Origin of the sequence: Brevibacterium otitidis, from assembly GCF_042429315.1 — a bacterium.
Taxonomy (GTDB): domain Bacteria; phylum Actinomycetota; class Actinomycetes; order Actinomycetales; family Brevibacteriaceae; genus Brevibacterium; species Brevibacterium otitidis.
On record NZ_JBHMAU010000026.1, the window covers coordinates 1 to 14267 of the forward strand.

Annotated in this window: 15 protein-coding genes and 2 pseudogenes; 5 read left to right on the forward strand and 12 right to left on the reverse strand. The window is 68.6% G+C overall.

What is annotated here, in order from left to right; translation table 11 throughout:
- Nucleotides 1–489, forward strand: a pseudogene (locus tag ACFFN1_RS03375) (IS1380 family transposase); the annotation flags it as partial.
- A gap of 208 nt (nucleotides 490–697) precedes the next feature.
- Here ACFFN1_RS03375 and ACFFN1_RS03380 read toward each other — a convergent pair.
- Nucleotides 698–1099 carry a hypothetical protein gene (locus ACFFN1_RS03380; protein ID WP_376838612.1) on the reverse strand — a complete coding sequence of 134 codons (402 nt, stop codon included), beginning with the start codon at nucleotides 1097–1099 and terminating at the stop codon, nucleotides 698–700.
- A 354-nt stretch (nucleotides 1100–1453) separates the two neighbouring features.
- On the opposite strand from ACFFN1_RS03380, the gene ACFFN1_RS03385 reads away from it, so the two are divergent.
- On the forward strand, nucleotides 1454–1963 hold the full coding sequence (locus ACFFN1_RS03385; RefSeq protein ID WP_376838614.1) for a hypothetical protein: 510 nt from the start codon (nucleotides 1454–1456) through the stop codon (nucleotides 1961–1963).
- Nucleotides 1964–2207: 244 nt separating this feature from the next.
- Here the strand turns inward: ACFFN1_RS03385 and ACFFN1_RS03390 are convergent, their stop codons facing one another.
- From ACFFN1_RS03390 to rsmA, 4 genes are all read right to left on the reverse strand, one after another.
- Complete coding sequence (locus ACFFN1_RS03390) at nucleotides 2208–2501, reverse strand: DUF2871 family protein (RefSeq protein ID WP_376838616.1); 294 nt, start codon at nucleotides 2499–2501, stop codon at nucleotides 2208–2210.
- On the reverse strand, nucleotides 2498–2653 hold the full coding sequence (locus ACFFN1_RS03395) for a DUF2871 family protein (RefSeq protein ID WP_376838618.1): 156 nt from the start codon (nucleotides 2651–2653) through the stop codon (nucleotides 2498–2500). Before ACFFN1_RS03395 ends, ACFFN1_RS03390 begins: the two co-directional genes overlap by 4 nt.
- 182 nt (nucleotides 2654–2835) lie before the next feature.
- Nucleotides 2836–3774, reverse strand: coding sequence for a 4-(cytidine 5'-diphospho)-2-C-methyl-D-erythritol kinase (locus tag ACFFN1_RS03400; RefSeq protein WP_376838620.1), 939 nt, complete (start codon nucleotides 3772–3774; stop codon nucleotides 2836–2838).
- On the reverse strand, nucleotides 3771–4847 hold the full coding sequence (gene rsmA, locus ACFFN1_RS03405) for a 16S rRNA (adenine(1518)-N(6)/adenine(1519)-N(6))-dimethyltransferase RsmA (RefSeq protein ID WP_376838622.1): 1077 nt from the start codon (nucleotides 4845–4847) through the stop codon (nucleotides 3771–3773). Before rsmA ends, ACFFN1_RS03400 begins: the two co-directional genes overlap by 4 nt.
- A 71-nt stretch (nucleotides 4848–4918) precedes the next feature.
- Between rsmA and ACFFN1_RS03410 the strand changes: the two genes are divergently transcribed.
- Nucleotides 4919–6151, forward strand: coding sequence for a class I SAM-dependent methyltransferase (locus tag ACFFN1_RS03410; protein WP_376838624.1), 1233 nt, complete (start codon nucleotides 4919–4921; stop codon nucleotides 6149–6151).
- Nucleotides 6152–6228: 77 nt separating this feature from the next.
- Nucleotides 6229–7128 (forward strand): sulfurtransferase, encoded by a 900-nt coding sequence (locus tag ACFFN1_RS03415; RefSeq protein ID WP_376838626.1) that lies wholly within the window; start codon nucleotides 6229–6231, stop codon nucleotides 7126–7128.
- Nucleotides 7129–7160: 32 nt separating this feature from the next.
- Here ACFFN1_RS03415 and ACFFN1_RS03420 read toward each other — a convergent pair whose 3' ends face one another.
- The 3 genes from ACFFN1_RS03420 to ACFFN1_RS03430 all read right to left on the reverse strand — a co-directional run bounded on the left by ACFFN1_RS03420 (nucleotide 7161) and on the right by ACFFN1_RS03430 (nucleotide 10062).
- Nucleotides 7161–7853 carry a mismatch-specific DNA-glycosylase gene (locus tag ACFFN1_RS03420; protein WP_376838628.1) on the reverse strand — a complete coding sequence of 231 codons (693 nt, stop codon included), beginning with the start codon at nucleotides 7851–7853 and terminating at the stop codon, nucleotides 7161–7163.
- The gene (locus tag ACFFN1_RS03425; protein WP_376838630.1) at nucleotides 7850–8245 is read right to left on the reverse strand and encodes a hypothetical protein; all 396 of its coding nucleotides are present in this window, start codon (nucleotides 8243–8245) and stop codon (nucleotides 7850–7852) included. Before ACFFN1_RS03425 ends, ACFFN1_RS03420 begins: the two co-directional genes overlap by 4 nt.
- Nucleotides 8246–8397: 152 nt before the next feature.
- Nucleotides 8398–10062 carry a glycoside hydrolase family 3 N-terminal domain-containing protein gene (locus tag ACFFN1_RS03430; protein WP_376838632.1) on the reverse strand — a complete coding sequence of 555 codons (1665 nt, stop codon included), beginning with the start codon at nucleotides 10060–10062 and terminating at the stop codon, nucleotides 8398–8400.
- An 83-nt stretch (nucleotides 10063–10145) separates the two neighbouring features.
- Between ACFFN1_RS03430 and ACFFN1_RS03435 the strand changes: the two genes are divergently transcribed.
- Nucleotides 10146–11279, forward strand: a complete 1134-nt coding sequence (locus tag ACFFN1_RS03435) for a glutamate--cysteine ligase (RefSeq protein WP_376838634.1) — start codon at nucleotides 10146–10148, stop codon at nucleotides 11277–11279.
- Between the two features lie 66 nt (nucleotides 11280–11345).
- Here ACFFN1_RS03435 and ACFFN1_RS03440 read toward each other — a convergent pair whose 3' ends face one another.
- From ACFFN1_RS03440 to ACFFN1_RS03455, 4 genes and pseudogenes are all read right to left on the reverse strand, one after another.
- Nucleotides 11346–11945 (reverse strand): NUDIX hydrolase, encoded by a 600-nt coding sequence (locus tag ACFFN1_RS03440; RefSeq protein WP_376838636.1) that lies wholly within the window; start codon nucleotides 11943–11945, stop codon nucleotides 11346–11348.
- Complete coding sequence (gene tsaD, locus ACFFN1_RS03445) at nucleotides 11926–13125, reverse strand: tRNA (adenosine(37)-N6)-threonylcarbamoyltransferase complex transferase subunit TsaD (RefSeq protein ID WP_376838638.1); 1200 nt, start codon at nucleotides 13123–13125, stop codon at nucleotides 11926–11928. Before tsaD ends, ACFFN1_RS03440 begins: the two co-directional genes overlap by 20 nt.
- On the reverse strand, nucleotides 13122–13646 hold the full coding sequence (locus tag ACFFN1_RS03450; RefSeq protein ID WP_376838640.1) for an SRPBCC family protein: 525 nt from the start codon (nucleotides 13644–13646) through the stop codon (nucleotides 13122–13124). Before ACFFN1_RS03450 ends, tsaD begins: the two co-directional genes overlap by 4 nt.
- A gap of 76 nt (nucleotides 13647–13722) precedes the next feature.
- Nucleotides 13723–14267: pseudogene (locus ACFFN1_RS03455) on the reverse strand (hypothetical protein); the annotation flags it as partial.

Here is a 14267-nt window from a genome sequence, read left to right on the forward strand (position 1 = left end):
AGTCGCTGAGATCCCGTTCACCGCGTTCTCTTCGAAGAAGAAGTCCCTGCACGCCACCGGGCGGCTGGTGGTCCGCCGCATCCCTGAGCTCAACGAGACCAAACGAACTGCTGGACAGGACCCCTTGTTCGACTTGTTCCGCTACCACGCGTTCTTCACCACCGCGGACAAAGACCGTTTCGACACTGTCGCTGTTGATCACATGCACCGCAAGCACGCGATCATCGAGCAGATCAATGCGGAACTGAAAAACGGTGCCCTGGCGCATATGCCCTCCGGAGTGTTCAACGCCAATGCCGCCTGGGTCGCGATCGCAGCGATCACTCACAACCTGCTGCGAGCCGCTGCCGGACTCGCTGGTGGGCGGATGAGCAAAGTGCGCGCTCAGACGCTGCGCACGNACATCTGCCGAGAACCTGGCCGTGGGCGACAGAGTTCTCACGGCTCTGGCAATCAACGTTGGGGCCACCCCGGACAATGCCAGCCTGATCAACCCGCCCTTGGAAGGGGGCCCGAGACCGGAGTCATGGAGGAGACCCCGGCAAGCGAAGTGTGGAAGAGACCGGTGAAAGGCCGGGACACTACCTCCTGCCCACTCATCGCGTCCGCGCTCGAATCCGAATGAACCCCCGGACATCAAACAGATCGGTGGATCAAGGCTAAACGAATGCGCTAACTCAGGCTGCAGTTTCGTCGGTCAGCGCGGCTTGTGCTGCAGATACCGGCGCATCGGCGGGAGCCAGAATGCTGCGGCGACGAGGCCGGCCGCCAGGGGCGCTGCAAGCACCGGCAGGTAGGCCAGCATGAGCGGGGCTGACATGACGAACTGTGTCACTGCCACCGTCACTGCGACTGCCACCGTGGTGATCACCCACCCGTACGGGAGGCTGAGCCAGTAGACGATCGCTGTCACAGCGGCCACGCCGAGGGCGATCGCTGCCACCGTCAGCAGGAACTGCCAGTTCGCGAAGCGGGCAGGCGCGATGATGAGCTCCATGAGTGATGCCGCGACGATGGCGGTCCAGCTGAGCGCGGCGACGGTCACCATGCGCGGGCCGAATGTCGTGTCTGCGCATTCTTCGAACCGGACGCTGCTCATGTGGGCTCCTCCTCGTTGCCGGCAGCGGAGTCCTGCCAACGGTGATCGCTCGCCTGGGTGCAGCGAGGCTGTTCCTCTCAGGCTAGTGCCTTATGAGGCGAAGACCGTGGATTGCCACTCTGCGGTCCGCCTCGTCTCGAATCTGCGCCGGGTCCTGAATGCAGACCCGGAAGAATGCCGAACTGGAAGCGCCGTCCCGATAGTCCGCGACATTCTCACTATCAACATATCGCCATACTTCTCTGCTTGAAAAACTTGAAGATTCCTCTTGACATTCACTGAATGAGGAAATATAGTTCTTTGTGATCGCCCGGCGATCATGTATTGCACAACCCTCATGAAAAGAGAATAGCTATGAAGAAGTCATCCCTCATTGCGGCTTCTGTTGCCAGCGGACTTGTTCTCGGTGGCGCCGGCCTGTCTCCCGCCGTCGCTGCACCCGCATCCGCTGATGCCGGCCCGTCGCTGACCGGCGAGGCTCAGCCTGCTGATGTCTTCGGCGATATCACCGCCGAGCAGTGGCAGGAGATCGCCGCCACGGCAGAGGCCGATGGCGACGCCGTCAGTGCAGAGGCTGCCCGTGATGCTGCGCAGATCGCTGCCGCCGAGCCGGCTGCTGCCGATTCCGATGCCTATGAAACCCAGGGCTGGGGTGTCATCGCCAAGATGGCGGTCAAGGCCGCCCTGAAGTACGGCAAGGCCTTCCTGCCCGACTACATTCAGCCGATCGCCGATCAGCTCTACGACCTCATCGACAAGATGGGTGACCCGACCGAAGAGGAGTTCGTCGAACTGCTCATCGAACAGGGCATTGAGGCCGACCACGCCCGTCTCATCTCGAAGTGGGTGCACGCCTTCATCTGATCGACCGCAATCGACGTTCTTTCACCGACGGTCCTCGGTCTTTCACCGCTGTGCCCCGGGAGCTCCTGCTTCCGGGGCACAGTCGATACGGCGGCCCGGGAGGGAGCGCGCCGAGTGCCATTGCGTCATGAGCACCGGGCCGGCGCTCATGACGCTGAGTCCGAGCCCGACCGACAGCGCGGCCAAGGCGAGCCAGTCGCGACGTTCCGGACGCCGACCGGCCCCTCCGCCTCGGGAGCAGTCATCAGGCGCTCACGGCCGTCCCGGATCCGGCAGGAACGGCGGTGAGCGGGGCGAAGACGGCCCGGCGCAGCGCGATGATGAAGACGATGAGTCCGGCAGTGATGAGGATGTGGCGGATGCCGGCGATCATGGCGTTGGATTCCCGGCCGAGGACGGTGAGGCTGCCGTGCCAGACCATCATCGCCACGGTGGTCAGCACGCCGGCGTTGTAGAGCCAGAAGAACGAGGAGAACAGCTTCGGGCTGTGGGAGATCGCGAAGACCTTCTCGAGGGCGAGGAAGATGAGGAACATCATGAAGCCGAGCGCCAGCAGGTGGGTGTGAGTGGCCGAGAGCTGGGTGAACTCGCCGGCGGGAAGTCGTTTGCCTTGGTGAATTCGCGGTAGTACAAGCCGGCGGCGAGCCCGAGGATGAGGTAGGTGGTCGCGGCCCTCAACAGTGCGGTCATGGGTATCCCTTCTCTGGAGAGCCTGGTGCGGGTGCAGGAGGCGTCAATTCCATCTCACCAGGATCACCGCCAGTTGGGATCATGCGGGAGGTCGAACCCGGCATCAACCGAACGGTTGATTCTCGGTCGCAGGCGGGCAGGCGCTCAGCCGCAGACGGGCAGCCAGGCAGGCGCGCAGGCGTTCAGCCGGTCACCAGGTGCGCCCCGCCGGCCGGAGCGGTGGTGCGCACGACGTCACGGACTCCGCGGGTGGCTTCGAGCAGCACGGTGAGGTCGAGGGCATGCGTCGGGTCGGCGACCAGGAACCCGACCGTCGGCCCTGAGCCGGAGACGAGCGCGGCCAGGGCTCCTGCCTGCAGCCCGGATTCCATCACATCGGCGATGCCGGGCAGCAGCTCGATCGCCGCATCGGTCATGTCGTTGTGCAGCACCCCGGCCAGCGCGTGCGGGTCGCCGGAGGTCAGCGCGGCGACGACGTCATCGGGGTCGCGCAGCGTGTCATCGGTCGCCGTTGAGGTCTCGCGGCGCAGCTCGTCGAGGGTGCGGTACACCTCGGGTGTGGACAGGGACGCCACCGAGGTGGCGAGCACCCAGTGGAATGCACCGGAGCCGGTCACGGGCACGAGTTCGTCGCCGCGGCCGGTGCCGATCGCGGTGCCGCCGGTGAGCGCAAACGGCACATCGGCGCCGAGTTCGCCGGCGATCCGGGTGAGCAGCTCTGCGTCGTCGCAACCGATGAGCTCGGCGTAGGCGACCAGCGCTGCGGCCGCGTCGGCTGACCCGCCGCCCATGCCGCCGGCCACCGGGACCTGTTTGTCGATCGTGATGGCGACCGGGATGTGCGTCTGGGTCGCCTCGGACAGTGCCGCGACGGCCTGGACGGCGAGGTTGCGGCTGTCAAGCGGGACGGTCGTGTCCGCCCTGGGGCCGGTGAGCGTCACCGCGGTCTCGGCCGCCGGGGCCAGGGTGATCGTCTCGGCTAAGTCGAGGGACTGGAAGACGCTGACGAGGTCGTGATAGCCGTCGGCCCGCTGCGGGCCGACGGAGAGGAAGACGTTGATCTTGCCGTAGGCGCGCGCGGTGACCGAGCGGGCGCCGAGCTGGGAGACTTCTGCGTTCATGCTCGGTGCTCCTCCCCCGTTCCCGAGGCGGTGGGCGCGGTTCCCGAGGCGGTGGGCGCGGTTCCCGAGGCGGTGGGCGCGGTTCCCGAGGCGGTGGGCGCGGTTCCCGAGGCGGTGGGCGCGGTTCCCGAGGCGGTGGGCGCGGTTCCCGAGGCGGTGGGCGCGGTTCCCGAGGCGGTGGGCGCGGTTCCCGAGGCGGTGGGTGCCGTGCCCGAGGCGGTGCCGGCGGCATCGGCGATGGCGATGAAGTCGGTGATCGTCAGCGTCTCCCCGCGTGCCCGCGGGTCGATTCCGGCGCGGGTGAGGGCCGCCTCGGCGGCGGCAGCCGAGCCAGCCCAGCCCGACAGCGCTGAGCGCAGCGTCTTGCGGCGTTGGGCGAAGGCGGCGTCGATGCAGGAGAACACGGCCTGCCGGTCGGCGGTGAAGGGCTGCCGGTGGCGGGTGATGCGCACGAGCCCGGAGTCGATGTTGGGTGCCGGCCAGAAGACGTTCTTGCCGATCGTGCCGGCGCGGGTGACCGTGCCGTACCACTGGGCTTTGACGCTGGGCACCCCGTAGGTGCGCGAGCCCGGGCCGGCAGCGAGCCGGTCGGCGACCTCGGCCTGGACCATGACGAGGACGGTCTCGATGGTGGGGAAGGTCGCGAGGAAGTGCAGCAGCACCGGCACCGCGACGTTGTAGGGCAGGTTCGCCACGAGTGCCTGCGGGCCGGGGGCTGCGCTGCCGGCGGCCTCGGGCAGTGCGGTGACGTGCAGGGCATCAGCGGTGACGAGGGCGAAATCGGCATCAGCAGCATGGTGGGTGCTGACGGTCTGCGGCAGGCGGGCGGCGAGCGCAGAATCGACTTCGACGGCGGTGACGGCGTGGCCGGCTTCGAGCAGCGCGAGGGTGAGGGAGCCGAGTCCGGGGCCGATCTCGACGACGCGGCAGCTCTCCGGCAGCTGCGCTGCGGTGACGATCATCCGCACAGTGTTGGGGTCGATGACGAAGTTCTGCCCGCGCTGTTTGGTGGGGCGCAGGCCGATCTCGCCGGCGAGTGCCCGGATGTCGCGAGCACTGAGGAGGTTCGTCACGTTTCTTACCCTAAACGACTCAGCGGCGCTGTCCACCACAACGGCGGCAGCCACCCGGTAGGGTTGCCTCTATGGATCCGCAAACGCTTGCCGCCGTGCTCGACCCCGAGGTGTACCGCCTGCTCGATGAGCTGGAGTACTCACGTGCCGGTGAGCTCGCCCTCGCTGAGCGGCTGCGCAAGGAGGGGTTGAGTCCCGAGGCCGCGACTGCGGTGCTCGCCCAAGCCGAGCTGCGGCAGGGGGCGGAGGCGAAGTTCGGGCCGTTCGCTGCCGATATGCTCTTCACTCGCCATGGTCTGGAGCAGGCGACCCGCCTGCCGGTCGCCGCCCATCATGCCGCCCGCATGACCGCCGCAGGTGCGCAGGTCATCGCCGATCTCGGCTGCGGGATCGGCGCCGATGCTCTCGCGTTCGGAGGTCTCGGCGCGAAGGTCGAGGCTGTCGATGCCGATGAGGTGACCGCGGCGATCGCGGCGTTCAACCTCCGCCACCTCGACACGGTCACCGTCTCCCACGCCCGCGCCGAGGATTACGATCTCACCCGCGCCGATGCGCTCTGGCTCGACCCTGCCCGGCGGGACACCGCCTCGGGCAAGGCCAGCGGCGCCTCTCGCCTGAGCGATCCCGAGGCGTTCTCGCCGTCGCTGTCGTGGGCGTTCAAGGCCGCCGCCGAGGTGGCAGATGCCGGGATCAAGCTTGGGCCGGCGTTGGATCATGGCCTGGTTCCTCACGGCTGGGAGGCGCAGTGGGTTTCGCATGACGGTGATGTCGTCGAGGTCGCGCTGTATCACGGTGCGGTGTGCCAGCGGCCGGGCCGCAGCGCCCTCGTCATGCGCGACGGCGGGACGCTGGCCATCCACGAATCCGAGGTGCCGGCAGACGATGAGGAGGGCATCGGCGAGCTCGGCGCGTACCTCTTCGAACCCGATGGCGCGATCGTGCGCGCCGGGGTCGTGCAGGCGCTGTGCGCGCCGCTGAATGTGCGGCGCATTTCGGCGCCGATCGCCTATCTGACCGGCGACATCCTGCCGACTGGTGCTGCCGCCCGGGCGGTGCGGGCGTGGCGGATCACCGATGTGCTGCCGGCCGGCATCAAAGCGCTGCGGCGAGCGCTCATCGACCGCGACATCAGCCGGGTCGTCATCAAGAAGCGCGGCGCCGACATCGTGCCCGACCAGGTGCGCCGCCAGCTCAAGCTGCCCAAGGGCGGGAGGGCCGCGACGCTGTTCTTCACCCGGATCGGTGAGAAGCATGCGGTGCTGCTCGCCGAGGACGTCGCGCTCGGCTCCGCGTCGAACCCCTGACCGCCCAACCGCTCACCCTGACCTCGCTCCCTGTCCCCTGTCCCCTTCCAGATCAGTCCCCCACCGAAAGGAACCCGATGTCCCGCGCCGACCACCTCATCACCGCCGACCGCCTCGCCGCCGAGCGGATGTCCGCCTCCCCGCCGGTGCTGCTCGATGTGCGCTGGAGCCTGCAGCAGCCCGACGGTTCGGCCGAGTTCGCCGCCGGCCACATCCCCGGTGCCCTCTATGTCTCCCTCGACGACGACCTCACCGGCGTCAGTGATGACGCCCGCGACGGCCGCCACCCGCTGCCGAGCCCGACCCAATTCGAGCAGACGGTGCGCGGCTGGGGCATCGACGCCGCCACCCCGGTCGTCGTCTACGACGCCGGGCCCGGACTCGGTGCCGCGCGCGCCTGGTGGCTGCTGCGCTGGGCCGGAGTCGGCAATGTGCGCCTGCTCGACGGCGGATATGCCGCTTGGACGCGCGCCGATCACGAGGTGGAGGCCGGCTCTGCTGCCGATGCCGCAGCCGAGGTGTCGGCGTCGGCCTTCGAGATCAAGCCCGGCCAGCTGCCGCTCACCGATGCCGATGGGATCGCCGAGCTCGCTGAGTCCGGCACGGTCATCGACGCCCGTGCTGAGGAGCGCTATGCCGGTGAGTCCGAGCCGATGGACCCGCGGGCCGGCCACATTCCGGGTGCCCTGTCAGCTCCGGCGACCGGGAACCTCTCCGATGGGATGTTCCTCGAAGAGGACGGCCTCAAGCAGCGCTTCGCCGCCCTCGGCATCGACGTCGAGAACGGCAGCGGCGGTGAGGGCGGCCAAGAACCGGTCGGCGTGTACTGCGGTTCGGGCGTGACGGCGTGCCACAATGCGCTGGCGCTGGCGACGCTCGGCGTCGATGCCGCCCTGTATGCCCCGAGCTGGTCGGGCTGGTCATCGGATGAGAACCGTCCGGCAGCCACCGGCTTCGAAAAGCCCATCGACAGCTGAGCCCAGCGCGCGCTCACTCCGTCGGACCCGCGTCAGTCTGCTGACGAGGTCGATTCCCACACCTCACGCCACTTGGCCGCGAGAGTGTCGATGTTCTCGTGCGCGTTGAGGCCGCTGGGCTGCGGCACCACCCACAGCTGAGTGCCGGCAGGCCAGCCGTCGATGAGGGCGGTGTCCTGTTTCCCGAGCGCGGCCTTCGGCTGCCGGAATGCGGTGCGGAAGGCGGTGATCCCGGCGATCGCCGCCGCCTGCGGGCGCAGCGCCTGGATGCGGGTGACGAGCGTAGCCGCACCCTCACGCAGTTCGTCGCGGCTGAGCTCATCGGCGCGGGCGGTGGCCCGGCCGACGATGTTCGTGATCCCGATGCCGGACTCGATGAGGTGGCGCTCGTCCGCCAGGTCGAGTCCGCGTGAGGCATCGATGAGGTGATCGGTCAGGCCCACCCGGTGCAGGGATGGCCAGAACCGGTTGCCCGGCCGGGCGAACGGGGCATTGACCGCAGCCGTCCACAGGCCGGGGTTGATGCCGATGATGAGCAGCCGCAGCGGCGCATCGCCGGGCCCGGGCAGAACGTCGTCGATCGAGTCCGGGTCGTCAGTGGCGAAGGCCGACAGGTCGTCCTTCCTCGGTTTGCGGCCGCCGAGCGGTGAGGGCCTGCGCGCTGAGGGTCTCCGCGCTGCGGAGCTCGGAGCAGTGTCCGGGTGCTCCGGGGACGGCCGGTTCACCGGGTGGTGTCGGCGGTCGTGCGGGTCTCGCGTGCGGCGGAAGCGCCGGTCTTCTTCTGCACCCCGGCGCTCGACTTCGCGGCAATGCTCGACTGTGCGGCGGTGTCGTCGTCGGTGCCGTGCTTCTTGACGTCGCGGTAGAAGGCGTAGAGCACGACTGCCGCAGTGACAGACGAAATGCCGGCGGTGAAGCCGTAGTCCTGCAGGTAGCCGACCGTGTCCGGTGCCCGCCACGCGTAGATGGCGATGACGGCGATCGCAGCTGCCGCCATGGCTGCCCAGAGGAGGATGAAGTCGGATTTGTAGCGCGGCTTCTGGGTGAAGAACCGGGCGAGGAGGCCCTTCTCTTTCGGGGTGTGCTGCGGGTCGGCCGAGTGGTGCGTGGCTGCCATGGTGCTGTCACGTCCGTTCGCGGATTCGGGGCTGGTCTGCCCAGCTCAGGCAGATCCAGAGGTTCTCTCCACTCTACGCCTCGGCCCGATCTGTCTCAACGGTTCGTGCTGGTCAGGGGCACTGCCGGCAGGCCGAGGCTGCGGTGCGCGGTTCAGCCGCAGGCCGGCGGTTTCGCTCCGTCGACCTTCACCGGCAGGGAACCGCTGGCTTCAAGGTCACCTGTCAGATAGCGGGCGACGGCCGCCATGCCCGGCTTCCAGTCGTCGTAGATCGCCAGCTGGGTGCCGGAGCTGAAGTCTTTGAGCTCCCACGGCCCGGACAGGGCGACGGCGACGTCGGCCTTCGTCGAGTTCCGGGCTTTGGCCTGCTTGACGGTCTCGGATCCCAGCAGCGGGCCGGGCACGAGCGCGACGGTGGTCTTCGCGTTATCGGTGATCTTCAGCCCAGTCTCCTGCACCGCCTCGGTGAACGCCTGGACACCCAGAGCCGAGCCGGTGACCGAGACTTCGTCGACAGGTTCGGCGTACCGGCACTGGCCCTTCATGACGGTCAGTGCGGCGTCGGCGAGGCCCTGGCGCTGCTCGGCCCCGGACTTCCCGGAGTCCTCGCCGGGCTGGCCGACTGCGGCGGTCTGCCACAGCTGGGCGGCCACCACCCGGGTGGCCGAGGCCTCCAGGTCCTCCCGCTTCAAGGTGCCGTCTCCCAGGGCGGTGCGCACCGCCTCGGCCGCGGCAGCGCTGTCCGGTGGCAGCAGTGCGAGATCGGCCCCAGCGGCGAGCGCCTTGACGGTCTCCTGACCGGGCTTGCCGGCCTTGACCGCGCCCATATTCAGGGCGTCGGTGACGATGAGGCCCTCGAAGCCGACGTCTTCGCGCAGCGCCTGGTAGGCCTTCGGGTTGAGGGATGCCGGCAGCTTCTTATCCTCCGGCAGGGCGATGTGGCCGGCCATCATCGAGGTGGCGGCCCCGGATTTCGCAGCATCGGCGAAGGGCACGAAGTCGCGATCGGCGAGCTCGTCGAGGGACTTCTTCGACACCGGGAGGGTCTCGTGGGAGTCCTCGGTCAGTGCGCCGTGGCCGGGGAAGTGCTTGAGGGAGGAGATGATGCCGGCCTCGTCGTAGCCGGACACGGCTGCCTCGACGACGGCCGAGACGCGCTTCGGGTCGTCGCCTGCCGAGCGGACGCTGATGGCCGGGTCGTCCTTGCCGGCGGTGACGTCTGCGACGGGGGCGAAGTCGGTGGTGAAGCCGAGTTCGGTCAGATCGCGGCCCTGCTGGGCTGTGATGCGGCGGGTCAGGGTCGCGTCATCGGCGGCGCCATGGACCATGAGCGGCGGCAGCTCGACGGCTGCGCTGCCGGCGCGGGTGACCGGTCCGCCCTCCTGGTCGACGCCGATCATCGTCTGCCAGCCGCGCTCACCGGCGGCGTCCCGGAACTGCTTCGTCATCGCTCCGAGCGCCTGCCGTTCGATGCCCTGCGGGAGGTTGTACGGCATGACAATGATGCCTGCGAGCTTGTGATCGCGGATGAGTTTGGCCCCAGCTGTGGCATCGGTGCCGTCGTAGGAGCCCATGATGACCGCTCCGGCCAGGGCCTGATCGTCCATGTCGGCGACGATGCCCTCGGCTTCGTCTGCGAAGTCGGCCGGCCGCGGGTCGGGTTCGGCGCTCGTGGTCGGCGAGTTCGCGCCCGCAGTCTCCGCGGCGGCGGGGCTGCGCGATTCCTCGGGTGCAGCGGTCTCGGCGCCGCTGCAGCCGGTGAGCGTGAGGGTGCCGGCGAGCAGGCCGGCGAGAACGATCGACGGGGTGCGGGCCATACGGCCATGGTAGCGGTCGGAACGCGACCACCGCCTCGGGAGCGGATGGGTGGGAAACGACAAGGGTTCTGTAGGATTTGCGCATGGTGGATTTCGCGCGCTCTCAACAGTCGACCGTCGGTGTCGAATGGGAACTCGGGCTTGTCGATGAGACCTCGCTCGACCTCGTGCCGCGTGCCGGCGAGGTGCTCGCCGCTGTCGATCAGCGCGAGTCGCTGCGCGGGCGGATCGTCGGGGAGATGCTGACGAACACCGTCGAGGCCGTCACCACCGTCCACCGCACGGTCGCCGAGGCGAGCGCGGATCTGGCCGAGACGATCGGCCAGCTGCACGAGATCACCGAGCCGCTGGGCATCCGGATGCTCTCTGCCGGCACCCACCCGTTTGCGCGCTGGAAGGATCAGCAGGTCACCGAGGCCGAACGCTACGCCGAGCTCATCAACCGCACCCAGTGGTGGGGCCGGCACATGCTCATCTTCGGGCTGCACACGCACGTCGGGATCGATGACCGCGACAAGGTGCTGCCGATCCTCAACGCGCTGCTGGCCTATGTGCCGCATCTGCAGGCGGTGAGCGCCTCCTCGCCGTTCTGGTCGCGGCAGGACACGAGCTACGCCTCGAACCGGGCGATGATGTTCCAGCAGCTGCCGACCGCCGGCCTGCCGTACCAGTTCGATGCGTGGGCCGACTATGAGGCCTATACACGGGACATGTTCACCACCGGGGTCATCGATGAGATCAATGAGATCCGCTGGGACATCCGGCCAGCACCCAAGTGGGGCACGATCGAGGTGCGGGTCTGCGATGCGATGCCGAGCCTGCGCGAGGTCGCGGCGGTCACCGCGTTCGTCCAGTGCCTCGTCGATGACTTCTCCGCCCGGCTCGATGCCGGCGAGGAGCTGCCGACGATGCCGGACTGGTTCCATGTGGAGAACAAGTGGCGGGCGGCCCGGTATGCGATGGAGGCGATCATCGTCGAGAACGCCGCCTGTGATGAGCGGCTCGTCACCGATCTCATCGCCGATGAGGTCGCCCGTCTGCAGCCGGTCGCTGAGCGGCTGGGCTGCGTCGATGAGCTGGCCGACATGCTGCGGTTCGCCGAGACCGGGGCGAGCTATCAGCGGCAACGCGCGGAGTACTACCGCACCGGCGAGCTGACCTCGGTGGCCCGGCAGCTGGCCGAGGAGTTCGACACCGGAGTGCTCGGCAAGCTCTGATCGCGGGGCTGGATCGCCGCGCCCGAGGCGGTGGCTGGGTTTATGCCGGTGGCCGGGTTGTGGAGTTCAGACCTCGAGCACGGTGCGCAGTTGCGGCCACGCGGCCGCGAATCCCGGGTGGAGCGGATAGTCGGTGACCTCCTCGAGGGGCACCCAGCGCAAGTCGAGGCTTTCGATATCGGCGATGAAGGCCTCGAGGTGTTCGGTGGCTTCGGCGATGACGGTGGTGTAGGACCAGCCGTCCTTGTCGACGACGTGCGTGTCGAGGATCTTGATGCCTGAGCCGTCGAGAGCCGGGACGCCGGCTTCTTCGTGGCATTCGCGGATAGCCCCGGCCGTCGGGGTCTCGTCGGCGTCGATCGCGCCGCCGGGAATCCCCCAGGTGTCGCCGTGGGCTGACCACGGCACCCTATGCTGGAGCAGCACGCCGCGGTCCCGATCGTGGATGAGCAGGCCTGCGGCACCGAATTTGCCCCAGAAGCGTCCCTGCGGGGTCTCGATCCAGCCGTCACCGGACCGGCGGCGGGCGCGCAGCTCGTCGATCGGCGGCATGGACCGGCGCGCCTCGGCTGCGGTTGGAGCCTCGGCTGGGGTTGGAGCCTCGGCTGGGGTTGGAGCCTCGGCCGATCCGGGGATCTCATTGCGGTCAGGGCCGGATGTAGACATCGCGCACCTCCAGTGAGGAGAAGACTGCGAAGTCCTCTGGTGAGGGCGGCAGTCCGCGGGTGACGAGTTCGGCGCCGAGTGCTGCGACCATCGCGCCGTTGTCGGTGCACAGTTTCAGCGGTGGGATCCGCAGGGTGATGCCGCGCTCGGCGCAGCGTTCGGCCAGGGTCTCGCGCAGGCGTTTGTTGGCTGCGACTCCCCCGCCGAGCATGACGTGGTCGATGCCGTAGTCCTCGCACGCGAGCAGGGTCTTCGTCACGAGCACGTCGACAACGGCCGTCTCGAAGGATGCGGTGACGTCGGCTAAGCGCAGGTCGGTCAGCTGCCGACTGGTCTCCGGGCTGCCGGCGGCGCGTGCGGCCTCGTAGGCGGTGACGAAGCGCAGGGCGGCGGTTTTGAGCCCGGAGAAGGAGAACGAGTAGCGGCGCTGAGGGTCGCGGAGGTCCTTGGCGGTGGAGAGTCCGCGCGGGAATTTCACGCTGGCCGGGTCGCCCGGCTGGCCTGTGCCGTCGAGGATGCCGGCGGCGGCTTTCGAGATGTTCGGCCCGCCCGGATAGCTCAGGCCCAGCAGCCGGGCGGTTTTGTCGAAGGCCTCACCGGCGGCGTCGTCGATGGTGGCGCCGAGCAGTTCGATGTCGTCAACGAGGTCGCCGATGCGCAGGATCTCGGTGTGCCCGCCGGAGACGAGCAGCGCGATCGACGGCGTCACCGGGCCCGAGGCGGTGGCTGGCTGGCCGTTGTCCACCGTTTCCGAGGCGGAGGCAGTTCCGGAGGCGGTGGCTGGCTGCTGCAGGTCGTCGGCAACGAGGTCAACGGCGATGTGGGCGGCTAAGTGGTTGATGCCGTACAGGGGCAGCCCGGTGGCCGCGGCCAGTCCTTTGGCGGCGGCGACGCCGACCATGAGCGCACCCGAGAGCCCGGGGCCTGCCGTCACGGCGATCGCATCGATGTCATCGAGGGTGACGCCGGCGTCGGTGAGGGCTTCGTCGATGGTCGGGCCGATGGCGTGGATGTGGGCGCGGGAGGCGACTTCGGGCACGACGCCGCCGAAGCGCACATGCTCGTCCATCGAGGAGGCGACGGTGTTCGTCAGCAGAGTGCGCCCGCGCACGATCCCCACACCGGTTTCGTCGCAGGAGGATTCGATGCCGAGGACGAGCGGGCCGCCAGCAGCGTTCATCGGCTCGCCTCAGCGGCGTTGGCGCGGGCTTCGCTTGTCAGGGCGGTGAAGGTCTCGTCGAGGAAGTCAGGGTTGCCCTGGCTGTCCATCGGATGGCCGAGCTGTGCGGCCAGCAGCTCGAGGTGGGAGGGCCACAGGCCCTCGACGTGGCTGTCGATCGAATCGGCGACGGCCGTGTGGTCGGGGTGTGGGCGGGTCACGATGACCTCGGTGGCGTTCTCGTCGTCCTCGGTCGGCCGGAGGCTGAAGCCGGTGAGGCCGAAGTCGGCGAAGTCGAGCATGACATCGGATTCTTCGGCGCAGTGGATGACCTCGGCAGTGAAGGTCTCACCGTCACCGGCGTCGAAGGTCAGTGCGTCGCCTTCCCGCGTGTACGGCGCGAACCACACACCACAGGCAGCAGGGTCTGCGATCTGTGCCCACACTTCGGCGGCGGTCACCGGCAGTCTCGTGCGGATGTCGAGGTCGACGCCGTCTTCCCAGGACACGAGTGAGAAGCGCAGGACAGGCGAGGATGTCATGGCATCAGGCTACCAATTCCGGGGCGGGCTTCCGGCAGGACACCAATCGACGATCTCAGCCTTCCGCGGCCCGTCATCACTGCGTGCGGTCGACGACGTGATCCTCATCCTCCTCACCGGCTCGTTCCAATCTGCGCAACGAGCCGCCGACCGCCAGCGCTGCAGCTGCGACAAGCTCGATGACGATGCCGGCGCCGAGCACTGCGGCGTAGGCGCTGACCGGCGAACCCCAGGTCGCCGACGCCTGCTCCGCGAAGACGCCGCCGAGCCACACCGCAATGGGGTACGGCGCCTGGGCGAGGAGCCGGCGGGCGCCGAAGACGCGGCCCTGTTTCGAGCGGGGAACCGCCGACTGCCATATGGCCAGGAGTGGTGCGTTGGACGCTTCGAGGAATCCCGAGCGTGCCGCTCCCACCAGTCCGACGATCACCGCGGCATCGAACCAGCTGAGCCCGAGCAGCGGAGCACGCCCCAGCAGCGCGGCGAGCACGAGCCCAAGCACCACCAGCCGGGCCCCCTGACTTCCACAACGGTAGTTACCCTGGCGGTGTGATTGCGTCGCGGATGTAGGAAGCGTCGTCGCTGATGGGGTCGGCGGCAGCGACGGTGTGGCCTGCGATC

Coding starts and splice junctions, on each gene's coding strand:
- tsaD (WP_376838638.1), bottom strand. CDS start 13,125: ATGAACGCTGCTGGCGGCCCGCTCGTCCTCGGCATCGAATCCTCCTGC.
- ACFFN1_RS03435 (WP_376838634.1), top strand. CDS start 10,146: ATGGTGGATTTCGCGCGCTCTCAACAGTCGACCGTCGGTGTCGAATGG.
- ACFFN1_RS03380 (WP_376838612.1), bottom strand. CDS start 1,099: ATGAGCAGCGTCCGGTTCGAAGAATGCGCAGACACGACATTCGGCCCG.
- ACFFN1_RS03410 (WP_376838624.1), top strand. CDS start 4,919: ATGGATCCGCAAACGCTTGCCGCCGTGCTCGACCCCGAGGTGTACCGC.
- ACFFN1_RS03400 (WP_376838620.1), bottom strand. CDS start 3,774: ATGAACGCAGAAGTCTCCCAGCTCGGCGCCCGCTCGGTCACCGCGCGC.
- ACFFN1_RS03450 (WP_376838640.1), bottom strand. CDS start 13,646: ATGACATCCTCGCCTGTCCTGCGCTTCTCACTCGTGTCCTGGGAAGAC.
- ACFFN1_RS03390 (WP_376838616.1), bottom strand. CDS start 2,501: ATGATGTTCCTCATCTTCCTCGCCCTCGAGAAGGTCTTCGCGATCTCC.
- ACFFN1_RS03430 (WP_376838632.1), bottom strand. CDS start 10,062: ATGGCCCGCACCCCGTCGATCGTTCTCGCCGGCCTGCTCGCCGGCACC.
- ACFFN1_RS03395 (WP_376838618.1), bottom strand. CDS start 2,653: ATGACCGCACTGTTGAGGGCCGCGACCACCTACCTCATCCTCGGGCTC.
- ACFFN1_RS03440 (WP_376838636.1), bottom strand. CDS start 11,945: ATGTCTACATCCGGCCCTGACCGCAATGAGATCCCCGGATCGGCCGAG.
- ACFFN1_RS03425 (WP_376838630.1), bottom strand. CDS start 8,245: ATGGCAGCCACGCACCACTCGGCCGACCCGCAGCACACCCCGAAAGAG.
- ACFFN1_RS03385 (WP_376838614.1), top strand. CDS start 1,454: ATGAAGAAGTCATCCCTCATTGCGGCTTCTGTTGCCAGCGGACTTGTT.
- ACFFN1_RS03415 (WP_376838626.1), top strand. CDS start 6,229: ATGTCCCGCGCCGACCACCTCATCACCGCCGACCGCCTCGCCGCCGAG.